Consider the following 23,913-nt stretch of genomic DNA (forward strand, 5'->3'; position numbering starts at 1 on the left):
CGACCTTCACCGCCGATCATGCACCGGCGATGGTGTCGGTTGCAAGATCACCGACGGCCGATCCTTGCTGACGGGCCGGGAAAGGATGGGCGGCGGCATAGGCGGCGATCCGGCCGGCCAGATGGTCGGCCAGCGCGTCGACCCGCAAAGGGCGGCGGCGGCCGGAGGCGAACAGCAGCTGGAGCGGGGAATCCTCCTCGCTCCAGTCCGTCAGCAGCGGGCGCAGGCGTCCGGCGGTGACGTCGGCGGCGACATCCAGCCAGGATTTGTGGGCGATGCCGCAGCCGGCCAGCGCCCAGTCGCGCAGCACGGCGCCGTCGTCGGTGGCGCGGTCGGCCTCCACGACGATGCTGCGTTCGCCCGCCGGCCCGGCGAAGCGCCAGCGGTTCAGCGGCTCCCGGCCGCGCAGCAGGACGAGGCACCGGTGCCCGCGCAGATCCTCCGGCACGGTGGGGGTGCCGTGCGCCTCCAGATAGGCGGGCGAGGCCACCGGCACCCGGCGCGACGGCGCCATCCGCCGCCGGACGAAGGCGGAATCCGGCAGGGCGCCATAGCGCAGCGCGCAGTCGAGGTCGTCGCGCAGCAGGTCGGCCAGATGATCGCCCAGCAGCAGGGTGATGCGGATGGCCGGATGCCGGTCGTGGAACTCGTCGAGCCACGGGCGCAGGACCGTCCGGCCGAAGTCGGACGGCGCCGCCAGCCGCACCGGCCCGGCGAAGCGGCTGCGGTCGCCGGCCAGCCGTTCGGCCGCCGCGTCCAGCTGGTCCAGCGCCTGCCGGCAACTGGCGAGATAGGCGGCGCCGGCATCGGTCGGGCGGACGCTGCGCGTCGAGCGCTCGAACAGGCGGGCGCCCAGCGCCTGCTCGATCCGTTTCAGCGCCGCGCTTGCCGTCGCCGGCAGCAGGCCGAGTTGCCGCGCCGCCGCCGACAGGTTGCCATGCTCCGCAACGGCAAGCAGCAGGCGGAGGTCGTCGAGCGCGATCATTGTCAAACCTCGTTTGGCAATATCTCAAAAACTCCCAGGATTATCAGCCAAGGCGCCGAAGGACACAATGAGGTCCAAGGCAAGAGGGACGGCGCCGCCGCCCGGCCTCCGGAGATTTTCCCATGACCAATCCGATCGCCACCAGACCAAGACGGCCAATCGCCGGCGGTGCGCTGTCGCTCTTCGTCGCTTTGGCCGCCGCTTCCCTTCCGATGGGACCGGTGATGGCGGAAGAGGCGTTGCCGCAGCCCGCCCATCTGGCCGGCGATGCCGCATCGCCGACCGTGCTGGCCGCGCGCCGCTATGCCGCCTTCTGGAACAGCGGGGACGACGCCTTTGCCCGCGCCGCGCTGGCGCCGGGCTTCACCGACCGCACGCTGCCGCCGGGCCGTCCGCAGGGCATCGACGGGCCGTTGCAGGCCTCCCGCGCCTTCCGCGCCGCGGTTCCCGATTTGACCGCCGCGATCGAGGACATGGTGGCGGATGGCGACCGCGTGGCGGTGCATCTGCGCTTCCGCGGCCACTTTACCGGACGCTTCGGCGAGGCCCAGGGCAGCGGCCAGACCGTGGATTTCCAGGCCTTCGACCTCTACCGCGTCGCGGACGGCCGCATCGCCGAGAACTGGCATCTGGAAGACAACCTGACGCTGCTGCGGCAGCTCGGCGTCGTCAAGCAGTGAGGGCGGGCATCATGGACAAGACCGAAAATGCGGTGGGTGTCGCATCGCTGGCGGGCGGCAGCGTGGTGGTCATCGGCGGCGGGTCCGGCATCGGCCGGGCGGTGGCCGCGGCGGCGCGCGGGCAGGGGGCACGGGTGGTGATCGCCGGCCATGACGCGGTGAGGACCCGCATCGCCGCCGAGGCCTTGGGAGTCGAGGGGCTGACCGCCGATCTGGACGACCGCGGCAGCCTGGACGCCCTGTTCCGCAGCGTCGGCAGCCTCGACCATCTGGTGGTGACCGCCGGGCCGCAGATCGGCTCCCCGGCCTTCGCGCAGCTCGACCTCGCCGCCGCCCGGCGGGCGTTCGAGGTGAAGCTGTGGGGGGCGGCCGACGCCGTCCAGGCGGCGCTGCCGCATCTGGCGCCGGACGGGTCGGTGACGCTGACCTCCGGCCTGCTGTCGCGCAAGGCGAGCGTCGGATCGCTGGCCAAGACGGTGATGAACGCCGCCGTCGAAGCGCTGGGCAAGGCGCTGGCGAAGGAACTGGCGCCGCTGCGGGTCAACGTGGTGTCGCCGGGCGTGACGGCGACGGAGAACTGGCGGGCCATCCCGGCGGACGGGCGCGACGCCTTCTATGCGAAGGTCGGGGGCGGGCTGCCGGTCGGCCGTGTCGGCCGGGCGGAGGAGGTGGCTGCGGCCTTCCTGTTCGCGATGACCACGGGTTTCGTCACCGGATCGGTGATCGACGTCGATGGCGGAGGCCTGCTGTGAGCGGATCCCTGTTTTCCCCCTACCGGCTGGGCGGGCTGGAACTGCCCAACCGGATCGTGATGGCGCCGATGACCCGTGCCCGCGCCGGCGAGGACGAGGTGCCGTCGGATCTCGCCCCGGCCTATTACGCGCAGCGCGCCGGCGCCGGGCTGATCGTGACGGAGGCGACCCAGATCGGTCCCGGCGCCAAGGGATACTCGCGGACGCCGGGGCTCTACACGCCGGCGCAGATCGCCGCCTGGACAGCGGTGACCGATGCCGTGCACCGGCGCGGCGGGCGGATCGTCGCGCAGCTGTGGCACACCGGGCGGGTGTCGCATCCGATGTTCCATGGCGGGGCGAAGCCGCCGGCTCCCTCGGCCATCCTGCCGGTCGACACCGCGATCTGGGCGGTCGGGCCGGACGGCACCGGCGGCATGGTGCCCTGCGTCGAGCCGCGGGAGATGGACGGGGCGGAGATCGCCGCCACCGTCGGCCAGTTCGCCGCCGCCGCCGCGAATGCGGTTGCCGCCGGATTCGATGGGGTCGAGCTGCATGCCGCCAACGGCTATCTGATCGAACAGTTCCTGCGCGACGGCAGCAACCGGCGGACCGACCGCTATGGCGGGTCGGTGGACAACCGCCTGCGTTTCCTGACCGAGGTGGCGGAGGCGGTGACCGCCGCCATCGGGGCGGAGCGGACCGGCGTGCGGCTGTCGCCGCTGATCACGCTGAAGGGGATGAGCGACAGCGACCCCTACGGCCTGTTCACCCGGGTGATCGACCGGCTGGAGGCGCTGGGCGTCGCGCGGCTGCATTTCGCCGAGGATGACTGGGACAACGGCACGTCCCTGCCGATGGAGTGGCGCAAGGCTTGGCGGGAGCGGTTCCGCGGCACCATCATCGTCGCCGGCCGCTATACGGTGGAGCGGGCGGAGGCGTTGCTGGAGGCCGGGCTGGTCGATCTGGTCGCCTTCGGCCGGCCCTTCGTCGCCAACCCGGACCTGCCGGAGCGCCTGCGCCACGGCCTGCCGCTGGCGGAGTTCCGCGCCGACAGCCTGTTCGGCGGCGGGGCGGCGGGCTACACCGATTACTCCGCAGCCGCTTTCGCCGATTGAGGCTCAGGCGCCTTCCATCTCGGCGTCGGGCTCCATTCCGCCGGACTCGTCGAAATAATCGCCGGCGACGTCCGGCCCCCATTCCTGGACCAGCGCCACCTTCTTCTGCTTCAGCACCTCCACCCGCTTTTCGGCGCGGGTGACCTCCATCCCGGCGACCAGCGGCGGAATGCCGTAATAGAGGCCCCAGCCGACGGCGGCGGCGCTGTACATCACCAGCCAGGCCAGCGGATCGGCGAACACCTTCGCGGCGGCGCCGATGGTGTGCTGGTGCTTCCACAGATCGATGGCGAAGGGCATGCAGCCGCAGAAATTCAGCCCACCGACGGTGATCGGCGCCGATTTGTCGGGGTCGCGGTCGACGACATAGGCGACGATGGTCGGGATCATGCCGATGCCGAACAGGATGGTCGTCGGCAGCACGATCAGCGCCGCCGGGATGATCAGCAGGATCAGCGTGAGGCCGCCGCCCTTTTTCTTCTTCTTGCGCGCCATGGCGATCCCCCCGTTTTCCGGTCAGAAGGCGAAGAACAGGATGATGCCGGCGACCAGCACGGTCGACAGCAGGCTGGACGCGATGGCGGCGACCTGCCGGCCCGACGTTTCGATGATGGAATTGCGGTCGGCGATGGTGTGGCGGATCTTGTCCATCTCCGCATCGGCCTCGCGGTAGGCGATCTGCGCCGCCTCGAACTCCAGCCGGTCGCGGCGCAGCGCGTCCGGATCGTCCACCACCTTCAGCAATTCGGTCAGCCGGCCGTTGTGCGCGGCGGCGTCCGCCATCTTGCGCACCTCCTGCTGCTGCGGCCGGTTGTGGAAGCGGCGGAAGGCGGGGTCGAGCAGAGCCACCACCCAGCTGGCCAGATGGGTCAGCCCATCGACCCCGGTGCGGGCCTGGATATCGGACAGGATGGTCAGCATGGCGATGACGCGCCGCATCGGCTCCACCCCGCTGCCGAGCTGGGTGTAGAGCAGTTCGTCGCCGCGCTTGTGGCGGGCACCCAGGAAGGCGGCGATCTGGCGGTCGATGGGGTCCTTGTGCCGTTCACCCCCCGCGGCGATCCAGTCGAGCGCCCGCAGCAGCTCGGCCGGCGAGGTCGGCAACTGCTTGGCGACCAGGCTGCTCATGCAGGGCATGGTCGGGTTCATCTCGTACAGCACGCGCTCCACCCCCAGCCCGTGGCTGGAGCGGTCGAGAAAGCCGCGCAGCTGGTCGAAACTCTGCACCAGCGGCACGAATTCCGGCTTGAAGTCGGTCTGGACGTTGACCCAGAACATCGGCAGCTGGTTGGCCAGCACCTCCGCCACCGCCTGGGGGGATTCGCCGCGCATGAAGGCGTCTGCCAGCATGGTGGCGATGCCGTCCGGCATCATCGCCCGGCCGCGGTAGCGGATGGGGGCGGCGGGGTCGAGCGCGATGCAGACGCGGGCCACCAGCCGGTCGCCCTGGCTGCCGCCCTTGCCGCTGGAGGCGGTCTGGATGGCGTTGTTGACCGCCTCCGCCCGCACGTCGTCGCCCATCGACCGGCGCAGCCACTTGTCCAGCTCGCCGCTCTCGATGACGGAGGCGGCGGCGGGGGCATGGCGGGCGAAGGCACGGGCCAGCGTGCGGCAATGCCAGTATTCCGACCCCTGGAATTCCAGCGGCCGGGCGGCGCGGCGGGAAATCTGCGGCTGCTTCGGGCTGAGCCGGCGGCCGGCCACCCACAGATCGAGGTCGTTCAGGGTCCAGCGCTGCTTGGGGTCGTCCACCAGCAGGCCGCGCACCACCTCGTTGATCGCCAGCGGCAGACGGTGCTGCTGGACCAGCGCCGGGTAGGACCCGCGCTCCAGCTTCGCCTGCAGCACCGCCTCGTCGTCCAGGCCGGACAGCGGGTTGCGGCCGAGCGCCAGGATCAGCAGGGTGACGCCCAGCGAATAGAGGTCGTCGGCCATGGTGCCGGTGCCGCGCCCGGCCGGGTTGGCCATGCCGCGCTCGATCGTCTCCAACAGGACCGGCTGGCCGTAGCCGGGCTGCGCCGACACGCAATCGCCCAGCATCAGCCCGCCGCCGGCGAGATCGCGGTAGAACAGGTTGGTAGGGCGGATCGCGCCATGGACGACGCCGCGGCTCGACAGCTCCTTCAGCGCAGAGACCAGCGGGTGGATGATCTGCCGGGTCAGCTGGTCTTCCGGCATCGGGTCCAGCGTGTCGGTCAGCGACCCCATCAGCCGCTTGCCGCCCGGCCGTTCGAACACCAGGCAATAGCGCCGCCCGCGGTCCTGCGGCCAGTCCACCAGTCCCCAGTCGAGCAGCCGCATATGCGTGGCGTTGTCGAGGCTGCCGACGGTGGAGCAGATGTCCATCCGGGGCAGAATCGAGGCATGGCAGATGACGGCGAAGGGCTCGATCCGCTTTTCGCGCAGAGCCTTGGCGGTGAAGGCGTTGCCGCCGATGGCGTTCAGCAGCGGGATCGGCGCGCCGGGCTGGATCTCGTAGCGTTCGGCGAGTTTGACCGGTTCGGCGTTCGCCATCGCCCCCGTGGCGGCTCCCATCGTGGCGGTTTGGGCGTCGGATGGCATGGACGGCGGATCCCCGGGGCGTGCGAATGTGCGCAAGCCTTAGGTGGCGTGAAAAGGGCAAACAAACCCTTAACGTGCGCGTGCGTAACACTATCGGATTGGACCGGAAAGGAAAACCCCCGCCGGGAAGGGCGGGGGTTTCCCGTGCAGATAAGCGGCCGAACTCTGCCTTACCCGTTCTTGACCTTCACGTAGGACCCCGGCGCGTCTTCCAGGGCCGGCAGGGCGCCGTCGCCGGGCTGGCGGGCGGGAACCTTGCCGTTGGCGTACTGGCCGATCCACTTGTTCCATTCCGGCCACCAGGAGCCGGGGGTCTGGGTCGCCTTCTCCAGCCACTCGTCGGAGGTCTTGGCCAGCTTGTCGCTGGTCCAGTAGCAGTATTTGTTGGCCGCGGGCGGGTTGACGACGCCGGCGATGTGGCCCGAGGCGCCGAGCACGAACTTCACCGGGCCGCTGAACAGCTGGGCGCCGCTGTAGGTGCTCTTCCACGGCGCGATGTGGTCCTCACGGGCCGACAGGAACAGCGTCGGGACCTTGACCTTGCCCAGGTCGATCGGCACGCCCTTCAGCGTCACCGCCCCCGGCTGCGCCAGCATGTTCTTCTGGTACATGTTGCGCAGATAGAAGCTGTGCATCGCCGCCGGCATGCGGGTGCTGTCGCCGTTCCAGTACAGCAGGTCGAACGGGAACGGGTCCTTGCCCAGCAGGTAGTTGTTGACGACGAACGACCAGATCAGGTCGTTGGCGCGCAGCATGTTGAAGGTGGTCGCCATCTTGGAGCCGTCGAGATAGCCCTGCTCGGCCATCTGCCCTTCGATGAAGGTCAGCTGCTCCTCGTCGATGAAGACCGACAGCTCACCGGCTTCGGTGAAGTCCAGCATGGTGGTAAAGAAGGTGGCCGACTTGATGCGGTCGTCCTTCTTGGCCGCCATGTAAGCCAGGGTCGAGGCCAGCAGCGTCCCGCCCAGGCAATAGCCGATGGCGTTCACGTCCTTCTCGCCGGTCGCCTTCTCGATGGCGTCCAGCGCCGCCAGCGGGCCTTCGACCATGTAGTCTTCGAAGCCCTTGGCCGCCAGCGTCTCGTCCGGGTTGACCCAGGACAGGACGAAGACGGTGTGGCCCTGGTCGACCGCCCACTTGATGAAGCTGTTCTTCTCGCGCAGGTCGAGGATGTAGAACTTGTTGATCCAGGGCGGCACGATCATCAGCGGGCGCTTGTTCACGTCCGGCGTGGTCGGGGTGTACTGGATCAGCTGCATCAGGCTGGTCTGGAAGACGACCTTGCCCGGCGTGACCGCGATGTTCTTGCCCAGCTGGAAGGCGTCGTAGTCGGTCATGGAGATGCGCAGCTCGCCCTTGCCGCGCTCCAGATCCTTCAGCAGATGCTCCAGCCCCTTGACCAGATTCTCGCCGCCGCTCTCGATGGTCGCGCGCAGCACCTCCGGGTTCGTCATGACGAAGTTGGAGGGCGCCATCGCGTCGACGAACTGGCGGGTGTAGAAATCGACCTTCTTTGCGGTGTGGTCGTCCAGCCCGTCGACCTGATTGACGGTCGACTGCATCCACCGGGCGCTCAGCAGGTAGGACTGCTTGATGAAGTCGAACAGCGTGTTCTCGTCCCAGGCGGCGTCCTTGAAGCGGCGGTCGTCCTTGGCCGGGGCGATGACCGGCTGCGTCTCCTGCCCGAAGAAGCGCTGGGTGGTGCGCTGCCACAGGGTCAGGTAGTCCTGCCACAGCGACATCTGCGCCTGCATCAGCTTGGCCGGGTCGGCCATCATGCGGGTGGTCATCTCGAGGAAGGCATGGCCGACGCCCATCGGATCCGGGCTCTTCGGGCCGGCGCCGTCGGAGGCCTGGCGCGCGAGGAATTCGGAGACCAGCCGCTGGCTCTGTTCGGCGATGCGGGTCATCGCCCGCGACATCTCGACCGGATCGGGCAGCTTGACGTCGGGCACCTGGGGGGAAGCCGGGTTGGAAGCCTGGGGGGGGGCCTTGGTCTCGGCCATGAGCACGGTCCTTCTTCTTTGGGCGGGTGTCGCGTCGTCTCGGTCACATCGTGTCGACCACCATGGTCCTCATGGCCCGGCTTGCGCCAGATTGGGCTTTGGGCCTTGCGGACGGGCGGCTATACAGGCTTGCGGGCTATGGTCTTCGGTGGCGGTCTCCGGGGGGTGTTCTGCACCATGTCGCTGTGGGTGGCGTGCGGCGGTCCGACCTTCTGGTGCGGTGCGGGAGAAATCCGGGACCTCTCATACACCGCTGATGTGAACATTTCATTTCGCGGATCGTCGCACAAGTGTGGCGTGGCGGCCAGACACGGGGAAGGGTGATGGTGACGGGCAGTCAGGAAGGCGTTCGGGGCATCGTGGCGGCCGGACGGGCGGTCGGCGCGCTAATCGTAGCGATGCCAATGGTTTTCGGGCTGTCGGCCTGCAGCGACCGGGCGTTGGACACCGGCCTTCTGGGGGCCGTCACCGGCGAGCCTTCGCCGGTCAGCGACAATTCGTCGCCCATCCGCAACATGACCGGGGAGCGCACCGACTACCCCAACCTGGGGACTGTTCCGCCGCGCCCGACCGATCTGACCACCGAGGCGCAGCGCCAGCAGGCGATGGACCGCCTCGCCGAGGACCGTGCGGCATCGCGCCGCACGCGGGAGCAGACGGAAGCGATCCAGATGCCGGAGCCGCTGCCCATACCGCCGAAGCCCAACCTGCAGCCGGGCAAGAGCTGAGGGTTTTGGGTAAAGGAAAAGCCCCCGGCCGGATGGTCGGGGGCTTTTTTGTGTGTGGGAGGTGTCGGCTTCGATGGCCCCCTCCCTAACCCTCCCCCGCCCTCGGCCGGCCAAAGGCCGGTCCGATCGCGGGAGAGGGGACTGCCGCCGCTTCGCGTAAGGCACCCTCTCCCACCGAAGGTGGGGGAGGGTCGGGGAGGGGGCACAGCACTTCGCACCCCCAAACCCATCACTCCTGGATGAACGCCTTCACGTAGGACTGGCGCAGCGGCTGGATCAGGTAGTCCAGCGGGGTGCGGGCGGAGAGCACGATGCGGGCTTCCACCGGCATGCCGGCCTTGATCTTCAGGTTGCGGACCTCGTGGTTGTCGGCGTCCTTCAGGCGGATGCGAGCCAGATAATACTCCTGGCGCGTTGCGTTGTCGGTCAGGCGGTCGGCCGAGACGTAGGACACGGTGCCGTCGATGGTGCCGACGACGCGGCTGTCATAGGCGGTCAGCTGGACCTTCACCGGCAGGTCGACGGCCATCGACTTGATGTCCTTCGGCTGGATGCGGACCTCGGCCAGCAGGGCCTTGTCGTCGGGGACGATGTCCAGCACCGGCTCGTTCGCGGTGATGGTGCCGCCGACGGCCGGGTGGCCGTACATCACGACGTTGCCGGCGTCCGGCGCCTTGACGGTGCGGTTGTCCAGGCGGTTCTTGGCGTCGCGGATCTGCTCGGCCAGCTTCTGGGCGTCGCCGCGCGCCTTGTCCAGCTCGACCAGCACCTTCTCGCGGAAGTCGCTGCGGCGGCGGACCAGATCACCCTGGGCGTCGACCGCCTGCTGGCGCGACTGCGACATGCGGGCTTCCAGCTCATGGTCCTGGGCGTGGAGCTGCGCGTTCTCCTTCTGCGCCGCCACCAGCTTGGTGCGGGTGGAGTTGCCGCGGTCCAGCAGGCCCTGGGTGATCTGGATGTCCTCGTCCGACAGCTTGATCTCGCGGTTCAGGAAGGCGCGCTGCTGCTCCAGGCTCTTCACCTCGTCGCCCAGCGTGGCGATGCGGTCCTGGGTCAGCTTCGCCTCGGTCTCCAGCTGGTTGTGGCGGACCTGGAACAGCTTCTCCTGGTTCAGCATGGCGTTGTCGACCGCCGGCTCCTTGCCGCGGCGGGCGGCCAGCTCGGCCGGCCATTCGATGGCGGGCTTCTCGAACAGCTCGGCTGACAGGCGCGCTTCGGAAGCCAGCGTGTCGACCAGCGCGGCGTTCAGCATGTCCAGGCGGGTCTGCGCCTCGGTGTTGTCCAGCCGCATCAGGACCTGACCGGCTTCGACGCGGTCGCCCTCCTGGACCAGGATGGCGCTGATGACGCCGCCTTCGGTGTTCTTCACCACCTTGCGCCCGGTTTCCGGCGCCAGCGAGCCCGACGCGCTGATGGCGCTGTGCAGCGGGGCCACCGCCGCCCAGCCGGTCATGCCGCCGAAGCCGACCGCCAGGACCAGGAAGCCGCCCAACAGCAGGCCGCGCACGCTGGTTTCCGGCATCGTCGCCCGCAGCGCATGGATCGAGGTGATGGTCGCCGTCTTGCGCGACGGCTTGCCGGCGGGGGTTTCGGAACCGTTGTCACCGGACAGCGGGGTGGGGAACGTCGTGGTCATCGTGGTCATGGGGCTTCCTTGGCTCTGTCGGGTCGGGCGTCGCTGGCCGGGTGCTGAGAGGGCTGGGGGCGGTGCCGGCGGTCAGCCGGCGGCCCCCGCCGTGGCGGCGGACGGACCCTGAGGGCCGAGATTGCGAAGGCGGGCGAGGTTGACGGCGCCGGGCTGGGCCTGCTGCTGGTCCGGACGCGGCAGCTCCATCGCCATGCCGTTCTTCAGGACATAGGTGTGGTCGGACATGTCGACGAAGATCGGGGCGTGGGTCATGACGATGGTGGTCGCCCCGCGCTCCTTGCAGGCCGCGACGAAGGCGCGGACCGCCTTGATGCCCAGCTCGTCCAGGCCGGCGGTTGGCTCGTCCAGCACCAGCAGCGGCGGCTGGCCGAAGGCGGCGCGGGCAAGGCCGATCAGGCGGGCGCTGGCGCCGGTGATCGGGGACAGCGGGTCGTTGACCTCGGTCTCGTAGCCCATGGGCAGGCTTTCGATCCACTCGTGGAGGCCGACGGCCTTGGCGGCCTCTTCCACCTGTTCACGGGTGGCGGTGGTGAAGCGGGCGATGTTGTCGGCGATGCTGCCGGGCAGGAGATCGACCTGCTGCGGCAGGTAGCCGATGCCCTGTTCGGGGCTGTCGGGGGTCAGGGTGGCGACGGACAGGCCGCCCAGCCGCACCGTACCGGCCGACGGCAGGGCGACACCGGCAAGCAGGCGGGCCAGGATCGACTTGCCCGAACGGTTGGGGCCGGCGATGCAGACGGTCTCGCCCGGCTCGACCGACAGGGTGACGCTGCGCAGGATCGGCTTCTGGTCGCGGGGGGAGACGAACAGCAGGTTCTCGACGGTCAGGCGCTCGCTCTCGACGGGCACGGAGGGACGCTCCGGCTCACGCGACAGACGCTTCAGCAGCGGCAGCAGGCGGCGGACGGCCTGGGCGGAGCGGACCAGCCCGCCCCAGGCGCCGGCGGTCTGCTCGATCGGGGCGAGGCCGCGGCCGACCAGCATCGAGGTGGCGATCATGCCGCCGAAGGACAGGTGCTGCTCGATCACCAGCCAGGCGCCGATGCCCGTCACGGCGATCTGCAGGACCATGCGGACCCACTTGGTGGCGGCGCCGATGGCGGCGCTGCGCTCATAGCCCTGGCCCTGCATGGCGCTGGCGGTCAGGAAGTCGCGGTTGACGGCGTCCAGCGAGGCGTTGCCCATGCGCAGGCCGCGCACGGTGTCGGAGCGGGAGGCCAGCGCCTCGAACAGCTTCTGGGCGCGGCTGGCCGGCAGCTTGCTCTCGTCGTTGATGTCCTTGACGGCCATGTAGCCGATCCAGCCCATCACCGCCATGATCGCCATCGACACCACCAGCACCAGCGCCAGCATCGGGTGGATGACGTAGATGCCGATGACGTAGAGCGGAGCCCAGGGCAGATCCATCAGCGCCGGCAGCGAGGGACGCGAGAAGGCGCCCTTCAGCTCCATCAGGTCGGCGAGCGGACCATTGTCCGGACGGCCGCGGCCGGCGGCGTCCAGCGCGTCGGCGGTCAGCCGGCGGCGCCACCGCACCTCCAGCGCATTGCCGGCACGGGCCAGCAGGCGCGACCGCACCATCTCCAGCAGGCCGCTCAGCGTCAGCGCAAGCACGACGATGAGCGTCAGCATGATCAGGGTGTCGTAGTTGCCGGACGGAATGGCGCGGCTGAACACCTGAAGCGAATAAAGCGGCATGGCCAGCATCAGGGCGTTGATGGTGGCGCTGAAGATAAATGTACTAACGAGTATCCTGGTGAAATAACCGCGATTGAAAGCGGCTTCCGGCTTATCATTGCCGGGCTGTCGAAAAGAGTTGGACTTGGTAGTAACAGGCATGAACAGCCCTCCAATTGTCACCGGTCAGCGCAGTGCCCACTGGATGCAGGCGAGGTCAGAGAACGCCATCTTGGTAAATGGGACCTTAACATTCGGGGACGTCACAGGATTGCCACCGGATGCCACCACTTTTGCGCAGACTTGCCCCGGTATTGTTTGTTCATTCGGGGTGATTTGCGCCGCTAGGCCGGTCGGGACGCATGACCTATGGCCGGTTGGAGGGGCCGGGCATTGCCGGTATCGTGGCCCGCAGCGGCGATTCCGCCGGTCCACCCCAACCACAGCCGGAGAAGATGATGGAAGGGCGCAAGGTCCCCTCGGTGGTGTTCAAGACCCGCGTGCGCGACGAGAGCGTCGGCGGACCCAACCCGTTCCGTTGGCAGGATGTGCGGAGCGACGAGCTGTTCCAGGGCAAGCGGGTGGTTCTGTTCTCGCTGCCCGGCGCCTTCACGCCGACCTGCTCCAACGAGCAGTGCCCGGCCTTCGAACGGCTCTATGACGATTTCAAGGATTTGGGCATCGACGAGGTCTATTGCCTCAGCGTCAACGACGCCTTCGTCATGTACCAGTGGGGCAAGAGCCTGAACCTGAAGAAGGTGAAGCTGATCCCCGACGGGTCGGGCCATTTCACCCGCCGCATGGGCATGCTGATCGACAAGGACCATGTCGGCTTCGGCTTCCGGTCCTGGCGCTATGCCATGGTCGTGAAGGACGGCGTCGTTGAGAAGTGGTTCGAGGAGCCGGGCATCAACGACGAAGGCGAGAACGGCGACCCCTACGGCGAATCCTCGCCGGAGACCGTGCTGGCATACTTGCGGAGCTGAGACGCCCGATTCGGCGCCGACCGGGTGCCGCAGGGCGGGACACGAAGCAGAGCATCCGATGAAAGGCCGGCGGGGCAAGGGCTCCGCCGGCCTTTTTCATGTCCCCTCCGCGCCTGCGGCACCGGCGGTGGCAGGGCGCAGCATTGCGTATGAATGCGTGTGTCACGGTGGTCGATATTCTTTTTATTAGACAATCATTATTACATTGCTACCTTCGGCGCAGGCTTCGGCCACGGTTTCAGCCCGCAGGGCGGCCGGCAACAATCTGATCGTGCGCCGCCCGGCTTGCCGGGACAGGGTCGGCACGGCGGGGACGGATGACGCGACGAAGGGGCGGGGCGCAGATCGCCGCTGTCCATGCGACGTTGACAACCATTGCAGGGCAAAGGTGACCCTCCCATGAACATTTCCAAGCAAGACATTATCAAGACCGCGCTGGCGGCGCTCGTCGTCCTGGCACCGCTTCCCGCAGCGGCGCAAGTCAAGCTGTCGGATTTGAAGCTGAAGATCGACCCGGCGCAGACCACGGTGTCCGGCATTTCCTCCGGCGCCTATATGGCCGGGCAGTTCCAGGTCGCCTATTCGGGGCTGGTCAAGGCTGCGGGCCTCGTCGCCGGCGGTCCCTATGACTGTGCCGAGGTGTCGGAGGGCGGTATCGCCCCGGCGGTGGTGGCGCTGAAGCGCTGCATGGACGTGGCGATGGGCGCGCCCGACGTCGCTGCCCTGGTCGCCAACGCCAAGGCGCGCGAGAAGTCCAAAGACATCGACCCGCTGTCCAACATGGCGCAGTCGAAGATCTACCTGTTCAACGGCGACAACGACGTGACGGTGAAGCGCCCGGTCGCCGACGCCACCGCGCAGTTCTACAAGGCGCTGGGCGTGCCGGAGGCCAACGTCTCCTATGTGAAGCTGCCGAAGGCGGCGCACGCCTACATCACCGACGGTTATGGCGCCGCCTGCGACTTCATCCCGAAAGAGGATGAAAAGAGCGAATACATCAACAACTGCCAGTACGATCAGGCCGGTGCCATCGTCCGCTTCTTCTACGCCGACGCCAAAATCTCGAACGCCCCCACCGCGGCCCGCCAGCCGCAGCTGTTCAACCAGGCGCCCTTCGTCGGCGACACCAGCCGCAGCGGCATGGCCAAGACCGGTTACATCTATGTTCCGGAAGCCTGCGAGGGCGGCAAGCAGACCTGCCGCATCCATGTCGCCTTCCATGGCTGCAAGATGGCGTCGAACCTGATCGGCGACCATTTCGCCGTGAATGCCGGCTACAACCGCTGGGCCGACGTCAACAACATCGTCGTGCTGTACCCGCAGATCGACGGCGACGCCAAGCTGTCCTCCAACCCCAAGGCCTGCTGGGACTGGTTCGGCTACACCGGCTACGACTTCGCCCGCAAGGGCGGCTTTCAGATGACCGCCGTCCGCAAGATGATCGGGGCGTTGGCTGGGGAGTGAGGGGGCGTTCGTTTTGCCCCCTCCCTAACCCTCCCCCACCTTCGGTGGGAGAGGGAACTCCGCCGCTCTTGCGCTTAACTCCCTCTCCCGCGCTAGCGGGGGAGGGTCGGGGAGGGGGCGATCGAAGCCCGCACCCCACCAACAAAAAAGCCCCTCTCCGGCTACCCGGAGAGGGGCTTTTTCAAATCAGCGCACTCAGGCCTTCAGGATGCCGCGGCCGGCGAAGCGGGCGGCGACGCCGAGCTGCTCTTCGATGCGGATCAGCTGGTTGTACTTGGCCAAACGGTCCGAACGGCTCAGCGAGCCGGTCTTGATCTGGCCGCAGTTGGTGGCGACCGCCAGATCGGCGATGGTGCTGTCCTCGGTCTCGCCCGAACGGTGCGACAGGACGGCGGTGTAGCCGGCCTTGTGCGCCATATCGACCGCTTCCAGCGTCTCCGACAGCGTGCCGATCTGGTTCACCTTCACCAGGATCGAGTTGGCGACACCTTGGCGGATGCCCTGGGCCAGACGCTTCGGATTGGTGACGAACAGATCGTCGCCGACCAGCTGCACCTTGTTGCCGATGGCGTCGGTCAGCGCCTTCCAGCCTTCCCAGTCATCCTCGGCCATGCCGTCCTCGATCGAGATGATCGGGAAGCGGCCGACCAGATCGGACCAGTAGGAGACCATCTGCTCGGGCGACAGCGACTTGCCTTCACCGGCCAGCTCGTACTTGCCGTTCTTGAAGAACTCGGTCGAGGCGGCGTCGAGCGCCAGCATGACGTCGTCGCCCGGCTTGTAGCCGGCGGCCTCGATCGCCTTCATGACGAAGCCGAGCGCCTCGTCGGTGGAGCCGATGTTAGGGGCGAAGCCGCCCTCGTCGCCGACATTGGTGTTGTGGCCGGCGTCCTTCAGCTTCTTCTTGAGCGACTGGAAGATCTCGGAGCCCATGCGGATGGCGTCGGCGCCGGTCTCGGCACCCACCGGCATGATCATGAATTCCTGAATGTCGATCGGGTTGTCGGCATGGGCGCCGCCGTTGATGATGTTCATCATCGGCACCGGCAGCAGCGAGGCGAAGGCGCCGCCGACATAGCGGTAGAGCGGCAGGCCGGCATCCTCAGCGGCGGCGCGGGCGACGGCCAGCGACACGCCTAGGATGGCATTGGCGCCGAGGCGGCTCTTGTTCTCGGTGCCGTCCAGATCGATCATGGCGAGGTCGATGGCGCGCTGGTCGTCGGCGTCCAGGCCGGCGAGCGCGTCGTAGATCTCGCCGTTGACCGATTCGACCGCCTTCAGCACGCCCTTGCCGCCGAAGCGGGACTTGTCGCCGTCGCGCAGTTCGACCGCCTCATGGGCGCCGGTGGAGGCGCCCGACGGCACCGCGGCGCGGCCGAAGGCGCCGCTGTCCAGCGCAACGTCGACTTCCACGGTGGGGTTGCCGCGGCTGTCCAGGATTTCGCGGGCGTGAATCTCGGTGATGACGCTCATGGTCGGTCGATCCTTCGAGGAATGGCAGCCGCGTTGTCTCGCAGGCCGCGTTTTAAGGCGCGCAGGCTTGATAGCCCCGACGTCCGGGCGATGCAATATCTGCTTCGGCTTACAACCACGCGAAAATGCGGGGTTTTGCCGCAGAAATCAGAGGAATCCCTCCACCATCGCCGCGAATTCGGCCGGGCGTTCGGCGTGCAGCCAATGCCCGACCCCCTCGATCATGCGGATTTCCGCCTTGGGGAAGTGGCGGCGGATGGCGTCGTGATGCTCCGGCCGGATGTAGTCCGACGCGCCGCCGCCGATGAAGAGGGTGGGGCCGTCATAACGGGCACTGCCGAAATCGGGGAAGCCGATCAGCCCTGCCATGTTCGCCCCGATGGAGTCGAGGTTGATCCGCCAGGAGAAGACGCCGTTCTCCAGCACCAGATTCTGCATCAGGAAGGAGCGCAGCGGCGCCTCCGGCACGGCGTCGGCCAGCTGGGCCTCCACCTCCGGCCGGCGGGTGACGCCTTCCAGCTTCGCCGCCTTCATCGCGGCGACATAGGGGGCGTGGGTGTGGGTGTAGGCAACGGGGGCGATGTCGGCGACCACCAGCCGCTCCACCCGGTCGGGATGGGCCAGCGCCAGCGCCATGGCGGTCTTGCCGCCCATCGAATGGCCGACGATTGTGGCGCGGGCGAAGCCGCGGTCGTCGAGGAAACGCAGCACGTCGGCCGCCATGTCCGGATAGCTCATGCTCTCCGCCCAGGGCGCGCCGCCGTGGTTGCGCAGGTCCAGCGCATAGACCCGGCGCGATTCGCCGAAGCGCCGGGCCAACGTCTGCCAGTTGCGGGCCGAGCCGAACAGGCCGTGCAGGACCAGCATCGGCGTTCCGCCATTGGCTTCGCCGGCTTCCAGATAGGTCAGGGGGAGGGCTTGCTGCGGCATGTCGGGGCCTTCGACCTGTGATGTCGGGAGATGCGTTCTGGACGAATCCGGGCGGCGATCCTATGACGAACGCGGCCGCATCGCTAGGATGCCGCCGGGCATCATCCGCATCACAGAAGCGACCCTGCCATCGTGTTCCGTCATATCCTGTCCGTCGGCGGCCTGACCCTGGCCAGCCGGGTGCTCGGTTTCCTGCGCGACGTGCTGACCGCGGCGCTGCTCGGCGCCGGGCCGGTGGCCGACGCCTTCTTCGTCGCCTTCCGGCTGCCGAACCACTTCCGCGCCCTGTTCGCGGAGGGCGCCTTCAACTCCGCCTTCGTGCCGCTGTTCTCGGGCAAGCTGGTGCAGGATGGCGCAGCATCCGCCCGCCGCTTCGCCGACGAGGTGATGACCCTGCTGGTCATCGTGCAGATGGTGCTGCTGCTGGCGGTGCTTGCCTTCATGCCGCAATTCATGAAGGTCTTCGCCCCCGGCTTCGCCGACGACCCGGAGAAGTTCCGGCTGGCGGTGCTGTTCACCAGCATCACCTTCCCCTATCTGCTGCTGATCTCGCTGGTTTCGCTCTATGGCGGCGTGCTGAACAGCATGAGCCGCTTCGGGTCCGCAGCGGCAGCCCCCATCCTGATGAATCTGTGCCTGATCGCGGCGCTGGTGGTCGGCACGCCGCTGATGCCGACGGCCGGCCACGCGCTGTCCTGGGGCGTTCTGGCATCGGGCGTCGCGCAGTATCTCTATCTGGCCTGGGACGCCCGGCGGGCCGACATGACCCTCCGGCCGGTGGTGCCGCGCCTGTCCCCCGACGTGAAACGCTTCCTGAAGGTGCTGGGGCCGGCGGCGCTGGGGTCCGGCCTGACCCAGATCAGCCTGTTCGCCGACACGCTGATCGCCTCGGCCCTGCCGACGGGCGCGGTGTCCTATCTCTATTATGCCGACCGGCTGAACCAGCTGCCGCTGGGGGTGATCGGCATCGCCGTCGGGACCGTTCTGCTTCCGGAAATGTCCAAGCGGATCAAGAGCGGCGACGAGGCCGGCGCGGTCGACAGCCAGAACCGCGCTATCGAGCTGTCGCTGGTGCTGACCCTGCCGGCGGCCGTCGCCTTCGTGGTGGCGGGCACGCCGATCCTTTCGGTGCTGTTCCAGCGCGGCGCCTTCGGCCCGTCCGACGCCGCCGCTTCGGCGCTCACTCTGCAGGCCTATGCGCTGGGGCTGCCGGCCTTCGTGGTGATCCGCAGTCTGGTCAACGGCTTCTACGCCCGCCACGACACCGCGACGCCGGTGCGGATTGCGCTGGCGGCGGTCGGCATCAATGTGGCGCTGAAGCTGGCGCTGATGGGCCCGCTGGCCCAGGTCGGGCTGGCGGTCGCCACCTCCGTCGGCGCCTGGGTGAATGCCGGGCTGCTGGCGCTGCTGCTGCACCGGCGCGGCCTGTTCCGTGCCGACGCGCGGCTGACCCGCAACCTGCCGCGCATGGCGATTGCCGCCGCCGCCATGGCCGGCGCCCTGTGGCTGGCGACGGAGCGGCTGGCTCCTTGGCTGGGCGCCATGAGCATGGTCGAGCGGCTGGGCGGGCTGGTGGTGCTGGCGGTGGTCGGGCTGGCGGCCTATGCCGTCGCCGCCGTCCTGCTGGGGCTGGTGCGGCGCAGCGACCTCAGTCGTCTGCGCCGCCGGCGGGCCAAGGCGTAGATCACCCTTCCGTCTGCAACGGACGCTCGGGGTCGGCGCTCCACTCCGACATGGAGCCGTCATAGAGCCGCACCCCCGGCACGCCGGCGATCTCGCTCAGCGCGAACCAGGACACCGAGGCGAGGTGGCCGGTGTTGCAGAAGGTGATGGGCTGGTCGCGCAAGGGCAGCCCGGCCTGATCGGCCATCGCCTTCACCGCCTCGGGCGAGGCGAAGCGGTGCTCCGCCGGGGAGAAGAGGGCGGCGATGTCGAGATTGACCGCGCCGGGGATGGTGCCGGGGGCGCGGGCCTGCGGGCTCTTGGCCTTGCCGGCGAACTGCTCGGGCGAGCGGGCGTCATGCAGCGGCGTACCGCCGGCCTGCACCGCCGCCTCGACCTGCTCCACGGTGGCGCGCAGGTCGGTGCGGGAATGGACGGTGAAGCCGGTCGGCTGGCGAACCGCCGGCTGCGGCGTCACCGGGCCGCCGGCCGCGGTCCAGGCGGCGAAACCGCCATCCAGTACCGACACCGCGTCATGGCCCAGCATCTTGAAGGTCCAATAAACGCGGGTGGCGTTGCCCATGTCGGACGCATTGGCGCCGGCAGCCACCAGAACGACATGGTCGCCGTTGCCGATCCCCAGACCGCCGATCAGTCCCGCCAGCACATCCGGTTCCGGCAGCATCCCGGCCCCGCCGCCGACCACAGTCCGCCAGCCGGCCGTTGCGTAGTCGGAATGAACCGATCCCGAAACGAAGCCGCCGGCGGGCGGGGTCCGCATGTCGAGGACGACGATGCCGGGGCTGTCGAGCCGGCTTTTCAGCCAGGAAGCGTCCACAAGCGGGGAAATGCTGCTGTCGGTCATCAGGATAAACCCGGTTCCGGTTGGTCGATGCCCTGCCCTGCCTGGATTGTTGCGCATCGGCAATGAAAAGGCCGGCAGGTGGGCGGGCCGACAGTGTGGGCGAAGCGCCGCTATGGGAAAAGCCCAATCTTGTCGCAATCCCCATCGGTCGGTGGCGTTGCCGGCTAACCCGTCCGGGGTGTAGGATGTCCCGTTCGTGTAAGAAGGCGCCCATTCCGGCGCGGGAGCTTGGACAGACATGGCCAACATCGACGACCTGCTCGGCGCGGCCGATCCCAACGACGGCGACGCCTCGTCCTTCGCCATCGGCGATGCGCCGGTGGAGATCAAGGTCGTCATCGGCACCGCCATGCTCCGCGTCCGCGACCTGCTGAAGCTGGGCCGCGGTGCCGTCGTGGAACTTGACCGCCATCTGAAGGACCCGACCGACGTCTATGTCGAAGGCGTGCTGGTCGCCCGCGGCGAGGTGGCGATCATCGACGACAAGATCGGCGTCACCCTGACCGACTTCATCAAGTCCAGCCGCGAATGGAAGCGCTGAGCGCGTCGTCCCATCTTTGGGCCCGCCTTCCGGAATGCATCATTCGGTAGCAGCCGCGCTCCCGCTGCCGTCTTGACGGCGGGCGATGGCTTTTGGTCTCGTTGTGCGTGGTCGTGGGATGGGCCGTCGCCGACGGCACCGCTCACCGGCCGGCCCGGAGAGCGAAGCCATGCCCCAACACGCGGTCTCCCCATCCTCCTGCCTGCCGCGCCATTTCTCCAATCCGCATGCCGACCATGACCGGGTCTATGGCCCGTCGGAACGCGCGATCCTCAGCCGGGCCGCTTTCGAGGAGGCGATGGCGGAGATCGGCGCCTGGCCCGGCTATGCGCCCACGCCGCTGCGCTCCCTGCCGGGTCTGGCGCGGGAGGCCGGGATCGACCGTCTCTGGTACAAGGACGAAAGCGCACGCTTCGCGCTCGGCAGCTTCAAGGCGCTGGGCGGGGCGTACGCCGTGCTGCGGCTGCTGGCGCGGGAGGTGACGGCGCGGGTGCCCGGCGTGCCGGTGACGGCGCTGGACCTCGTGGTCGGCCGCTATGCCAAGGTGACGCGGACGCTGACGGTCACCACCGCCACCGACGGCAACCATGGAAGGTCGGTCGCCTGGGGCGCGCAGGTGTTCGGCTGCAGTTGCGTGGTGTACGTGCCCGCCGCCTGTACGCCCGGCCGCCGCGACGCCATCGAGGCGTACGGGGCGCGGGTGGTGGTGGTCGACGGACCATATGACGATGCGGTACGCCGGGCCGCCGCCGATGCGGCGGAGCAGGGCTGGTTCGTCGTCTCCGACACCTCCTACACCGGCTATATGGATGTGCCGCGCGACGTGATGCAGGGCTACACCATGATGGTGGAGGAGGCGATCTCCCAGCTTCCCGCCAGCGAGCGCCCGACCCATGTCTTCGTACAGGGCGGCGTCGGCGGGCTGCCCGCCGCGGTCTGCGGCCATCTGTGGGAAAGCTGGGGCCGCCAGCGCCCGCGCTTCGTGGTGGTAGAGCCGCACAGCGCCGACTGCCTGTACCAGAGCGCAGTGGCCGGTCGTCCGGTCCGGTCGGAGGGCGATCTGGACACGGTGATGGCCGGGCTTGCCTGCGGCGAGGTCTCGCTGCTGGCCTGGGCGATCCTGGAACGCGGCGCCGACGATTTCCTGACCATTCCCGACGAAGGGGCGATTGCCGCCATGCGCAAGCTGGCGGAAGGCAAGCATGGCGGCCGTCCGGTGGTGGCCGGCGAATCCGGGGTTGCCGGGCTGGCCGGGCTGCTTTGTGCCGCGGCCCATGAGGAGACCCGGCTGGCGCTGGGCCTCGTTCCCGATGCCCGCGTGTTGGTGTTCGGGACCGAAGGGGCGACCGACCCGGAGGTTTACGAGCGGATCGTCGGCCGCACGCCGGAGGCGGTCGCCGAGGGGCTGGTCAGCGCAGCAGGTCGGTGACGATGTTGGCGCCGTCGGCGCTCAGCCGGTCGGCGGTCTCGCGGTAATCGCGGGCGCCGGAAAAGCCGCCCTCCGCCGTCACCCGCTGGATCCAGGCCGGCGAGGCACCGAGCGACACCAGACGGTCCACCATCATCTGGATGGAGCGGATCGTCATCCGGCCATTCTCCGCCATGCGCGGCGCATGCACCATGAACTCGGCCCGCGGGGCGGCATAGCGCGGATATCCGGCCAGATAGAGGCCGACGCACATGCTTTCGCAGGAATCGCCGTCACGCACCCGCGTGGCGACCGGCCGTCCGTCCTGACGCTCGGCCAGCACGGCGTCGATCATCCGGTAGCCGGCGGCGGTGAAGCCGCCCGGGCTCGACAGTTCGATCACCAGCGGACGGCGGGCGGGCAGGGCGCGCAGGGCATCGACGAAGCTGCGCTCCGCCCCCGGGGTGATGATGCCGTCCAGCCGCAGGATGGTGATGTCGCCCTGGTCGTCGCGGGACATGGCGGCGTCGGGATAGTCGGACGAGGAGGGCGCGGCAGGTGCCGGGTTGACGGTGATCGGGCCGGCCGGGCTGCCGACGGGGCTGAGCGACAGGCCGTCCGGCTGGGTGGCGGCATGGCCGAGGGCGGCGCCCGCCATCAGCAGGGCGCCCAGACCGACACCGAACCCGACCTTCCGCACCAGCTTTCGCACCGACATCAGACTCTCCTGCGCTCGTCCGGTTCAGCGTGGCGGGCAAAGCTTGCCTGAGGGTTAACGGCGCGTCTGTGGCCGGCCGCACAATGGAGGTAGGGCGGTGGTAAGGCGGGGGCAGGAAAGCGGCGGCGCGATAAAGCGTGCGCGCGGGCGCAAAGGGCGTTAGAAGAAACAGGATTCCAAGGGTATGGCCGGGGCGCCCTTTTCCAGGGCGGCGCCCGTCCGGTCCCGTGCCGTGAACGTCGAAGAGCGGAACGATGTCGTACATCCAGGGTGAAACGGGCGATTGGGAAGTGGTGATCGGGCTTGAGGTCCATGCCCAGGTGATTTCGAACGCGAAGCTGTTTTCCGGCTCCGCCACCGAATTCGGGGCCGCGCCGAACAGCCAGGTCAGCTTCGTCGACGCCGCGTTCCCCGGCATGCTGCCCGTCATCAACGAATATTGCGTCGAGCAGGCGGTGCGCACCGGTCTGGGCCTGAAGGCGCAGATCAACTTGAACTCGGTCTTCGACCGCAAGAACTACTTCTACGCCGATCTGCCGCAGGGCTATCAGATCAGCCAGTTCCTGCAGCCGATCGTCGGCAAGGGCGAGATCGTGCTGGACCTGCCGGACGGCACCAGCCGCACCGTCGGCGTCACCCGCCTGCACCTGGAGCAGGACGCCGGCAAGTCGCTGCACGACCAACACCCGTCCAAGACCTACATCGACCTGAACCGGTCGGGCGTGGCGTTGATGGAGATCGTGTCGGAACCCGACATGCGGTCCTCGGAGGAGGCGGGCGCCTACGTGCGCAAGCTGCGCTCGATCCTGCGCTATCTCGGCACCTGCGACGGCAACATGGAGGAAGGCTCCATGCGCTGCGACGTCAACGTGTCGGTGCGCAAGCCGGGCGACCCCTTCGGCACCCGCTGCGAGATCAAGAACGTCAACTCGATCCGCTTCGTCATGCAGGCGATCGAGTATGAGGCCCGTCGCCAGATCGAGATCATCGAGGAAGGCGGCAAGATCGACCAGGAGACCCGGCTGTGGGACACGACCAAGTTCGTGACCCGCTCCATGCGGTCGAAGGAAGAGGCGCACGACTACCGCTATTTCCCCGACCCCGACCTGCTGCCGCTGGAACTCGACGCGGCGTGGGTGGAGGACATCAAGAAGACGCTGCCCGAACTGCCGGACGACAAGAAGGCCCGCTTCATCGAAGACTACAAGCTGTCGGTCTATGACGCCGGTGTGCTGGTTTCGGAGAAGTCGAAGGCCGACTATTTCGAGGCGGTGGCCAAGGGCCGCGATCCGAAGCTGGCCTCCAACTGGGTTACCGGCGAGCTGTTCGGCTATCTGAACAAGGCCGGCAAGGAGATCGAGGAAAGCCCGGTGTCGGCCGAGAATCTCGGCGGCCTGATCGACCTGATCGCCGACAACACCATTTCCGGCCGCATCGCCAAGGAAGTGTTCGAGACGATGTTCGAGACCGGCGAGAAGGCCGCCGACATCGTTGAGAAGAAGGGTCTGCGCCAGGTCACCGACACCAGCGCCATCGAAGGCTCGATCGACGCCGTGCTGGCCGCCAACCCCGACAAGGTTGCGGAGTTCCGCAGCGGCAAGGACAAGCTGTTTGGATTCTTCGTCGGTCAGGTGATGAAGGCGACCCAGGGCAAGGCCAACCCGGCCATGGTCAACGAAATCCTGACCAAGAAGCTGAAAGGCTAAGCGGCCACAGCCTGTTGGCGGGGCG

Annotated in this window: 20 protein-coding genes; 10 read left to right on the plus strand and 10 right to left on the minus strand. The window is 68.3% G+C overall.

Annotated elements, in window-relative coordinates; translation table 11 throughout:
• Positions 1–16: 16 nt before the first annotated feature.
• Entirely contained in the window at positions 17–985 is a 969-nt protein-coding gene (locus TSO5_RS17750; RefSeq protein ID WP_109152798.1) for a LysR family transcriptional regulator, read from the minus strand.
• A gap of 122 nt (positions 986–1,107) precedes the next feature.
• On the opposite strand from TSO5_RS17750, the gene TSO5_RS17755 reads away from it, so the two are divergent.
• The 3 genes from TSO5_RS17755 to TSO5_RS17765 are packed head-to-tail and all read left to right on the plus strand — an operon-like array spanning position 1,108 to position 3,514.
• A complete protein-coding gene (locus TSO5_RS17755) occupies positions 1,108–1,665 on the plus strand; it encodes an ester cyclase (RefSeq protein ID WP_109152799.1) in 558 nt (185 codons plus the stop codon).
• Positions 1,666–1,676: 11 nt separating this feature from the next.
• Complete coding sequence (locus TSO5_RS17760; protein WP_109152800.1) at positions 1,677–2,417, plus strand: SDR family oxidoreductase; 741 nt, start codon at positions 1,677–1,679, stop codon at positions 2,415–2,417.
• The gene (locus TSO5_RS17765) at positions 2,414–3,514 is read left to right on the plus strand and encodes an alkene reductase (RefSeq protein WP_109152801.1); all 1,101 of its coding nucleotides are present in this window, start codon (positions 2,414–2,416) and stop codon (positions 3,512–3,514) included. The genes TSO5_RS17760 and TSO5_RS17765 overlap by 4 nt, the downstream gene beginning before the upstream one ends.
• Before the next feature lie 3 nt (positions 3,515–3,517).
• Here the strand turns inward: TSO5_RS17765 and TSO5_RS17770 are convergent, their stop codons facing one another.
• From TSO5_RS17770 to phaC, 3 genes are all read right to left on the minus strand, one after another.
• Complete coding sequence (locus TSO5_RS17770) at positions 3,518–4,009, minus strand: hypothetical protein (protein WP_109152802.1); 492 nt, start codon at positions 4,007–4,009, stop codon at positions 3,518–3,520.
• 21 nt (positions 4,010–4,030) lie between these two features.
• A complete protein-coding gene (locus tag TSO5_RS17775) occupies positions 4,031–6,076 on the minus strand; it encodes a serine/threonine protein kinase (RefSeq protein ID WP_247870805.1) in 2,046 nt (681 codons plus the stop codon).
• Between the two features lie 170 nt (positions 6,077–6,246).
• The gene (gene phaC, locus TSO5_RS17780; RefSeq protein WP_109152803.1) at positions 6,247–8,082 is read right to left on the minus strand and encodes a class I poly(R)-hydroxyalkanoic acid synthase; all 1,836 of its coding nucleotides are present in this window, start codon (positions 8,080–8,082) and stop codon (positions 6,247–6,249) included.
• 323 nt (positions 8,083–8,405) lie between these two features.
• Between phaC and TSO5_RS17785 the strand changes: the two genes are divergently transcribed.
• Positions 8,406–8,810 carry a hypothetical protein gene (locus TSO5_RS17785; RefSeq protein WP_109152804.1) on the plus strand — a complete coding sequence of 135 codons (405 nt, stop codon included), beginning with the start codon at positions 8,406–8,408 and terminating at the stop codon, positions 8,808–8,810.
• A 229-nt stretch (positions 8,811–9,039) separates the two neighbouring features.
• Here TSO5_RS17785 and TSO5_RS17790 read toward each other — a convergent pair whose 3' ends face one another.
• The gene (locus tag TSO5_RS17790; protein ID WP_109152805.1) at positions 9,040–10,455 is read right to left on the minus strand and encodes an HlyD family type I secretion periplasmic adaptor subunit; all 1,416 of its coding nucleotides are present in this window, start codon (positions 10,453–10,455) and stop codon (positions 9,040–9,042) included.
• 72 nt (positions 10,456–10,527) lie between these two features.
• Positions 10,528–12,297 (minus strand): ATP-binding cassette domain-containing protein, encoded by a 1,770-nt coding sequence (locus TSO5_RS17795; protein WP_247870806.1) that lies wholly within the window; start codon positions 12,295–12,297, stop codon positions 10,528–10,530.
• Between the two features lie 296 nt (positions 12,298–12,593).
• On the opposite strand from TSO5_RS17795, the gene TSO5_RS17800 reads away from it, so the two are divergent.
• Complete coding sequence (locus TSO5_RS17800) at positions 12,594–13,121, plus strand: peroxiredoxin (protein WP_109152839.1); 528 nt, start codon at positions 12,594–12,596, stop codon at positions 13,119–13,121.
• Positions 13,122–13,520: 399 nt separating this feature from the next.
• The gene (locus TSO5_RS17805) at positions 13,521–14,585 is read left to right on the plus strand and encodes a PHB depolymerase family esterase (RefSeq protein WP_109152807.1); all 1,065 of its coding nucleotides are present in this window, start codon (positions 13,521–13,523) and stop codon (positions 14,583–14,585) included.
• Positions 14,586–14,780: 195 nt separating this feature from the next.
• Here TSO5_RS17805 and eno read toward each other — a convergent pair whose 3' ends face one another.
• A complete protein-coding gene (gene eno, locus TSO5_RS17810; protein WP_109152808.1) occupies positions 14,781–16,058 on the minus strand; it encodes a phosphopyruvate hydratase in 1,278 nt (425 codons plus the stop codon).
• A gap of 147 nt (positions 16,059–16,205) precedes the next feature.
• Positions 16,206–16,988, minus strand: coding sequence for an alpha/beta fold hydrolase (locus tag TSO5_RS17815; protein ID WP_109152809.1), 783 nt, complete (start codon positions 16,986–16,988; stop codon positions 16,206–16,208).
• Between the two features lie 132 nt (positions 16,989–17,120).
• Between TSO5_RS17815 and murJ the strand changes: the two genes are divergently transcribed.
• Complete coding sequence (gene murJ, locus TSO5_RS17820; protein WP_109152810.1) at positions 17,121–18,671, plus strand: murein biosynthesis integral membrane protein MurJ; 1,551 nt, start codon at positions 17,121–17,123, stop codon at positions 18,669–18,671.
• Position 18,672: 1 nt separating this feature from the next.
• Here the strand turns inward: murJ and TSO5_RS17825 are convergent, their stop codons facing one another.
• The gene (locus TSO5_RS17825) at positions 18,673–19,515 is read right to left on the minus strand and encodes a sulfurtransferase (protein WP_109152811.1); all 843 of its coding nucleotides are present in this window, start codon (positions 19,513–19,515) and stop codon (positions 18,673–18,675) included.
• Between the two features lie 238 nt (positions 19,516–19,753).
• Between TSO5_RS17825 and fliN the strand changes: the two genes are divergently transcribed.
• On the plus strand, positions 19,754–20,056 hold the full coding sequence (gene fliN / locus TSO5_RS17830) for a flagellar motor switch protein FliN (RefSeq protein WP_085084056.1): 303 nt from the start codon (positions 19,754–19,756) through the stop codon (positions 20,054–20,056).
• Between the two features lie 169 nt (positions 20,057–20,225).
• Positions 20,226–21,485: a diaminopropionate ammonia-lyase gene (locus TSO5_RS17835; protein WP_109152812.1), complete on the plus strand. Its 1,260-nt coding sequence runs from the start codon at positions 20,226–20,228 to the stop codon at positions 21,483–21,485.
• Here the strand turns inward: TSO5_RS17835 and TSO5_RS17840 are convergent.
• On the minus strand, positions 21,466–22,182 hold the full coding sequence (locus TSO5_RS17840) for an ATP-dependent Clp protease proteolytic subunit (protein WP_109152813.1): 717 nt from the start codon (positions 22,180–22,182) through the stop codon (positions 21,466–21,468). The two genes, TSO5_RS17835 and TSO5_RS17840, sit on opposite strands and share 20 nt — an antisense overlap.
• Positions 22,183–22,436: 254 nt before the next feature.
• Between TSO5_RS17840 and gatB the strand changes: the two genes are divergently transcribed.
• On the plus strand, positions 22,437–23,888 hold the full coding sequence (gene gatB / locus TSO5_RS17845) for an Asp-tRNA(Asn)/Glu-tRNA(Gln) amidotransferase subunit GatB (RefSeq protein WP_109152814.1): 1,452 nt from the start codon (positions 22,437–22,439) through the stop codon (positions 23,886–23,888).
• Positions 23,889–23,913 lie beyond the last annotated feature (25 nt).

Origin of the sequence: Azospirillum sp. TSO5 (genome assembly GCF_003116065.1) — a bacterium.
Classification (GTDB): domain Bacteria; phylum Pseudomonadota; class Alphaproteobacteria; order Azospirillales; family Azospirillaceae; genus Azospirillum.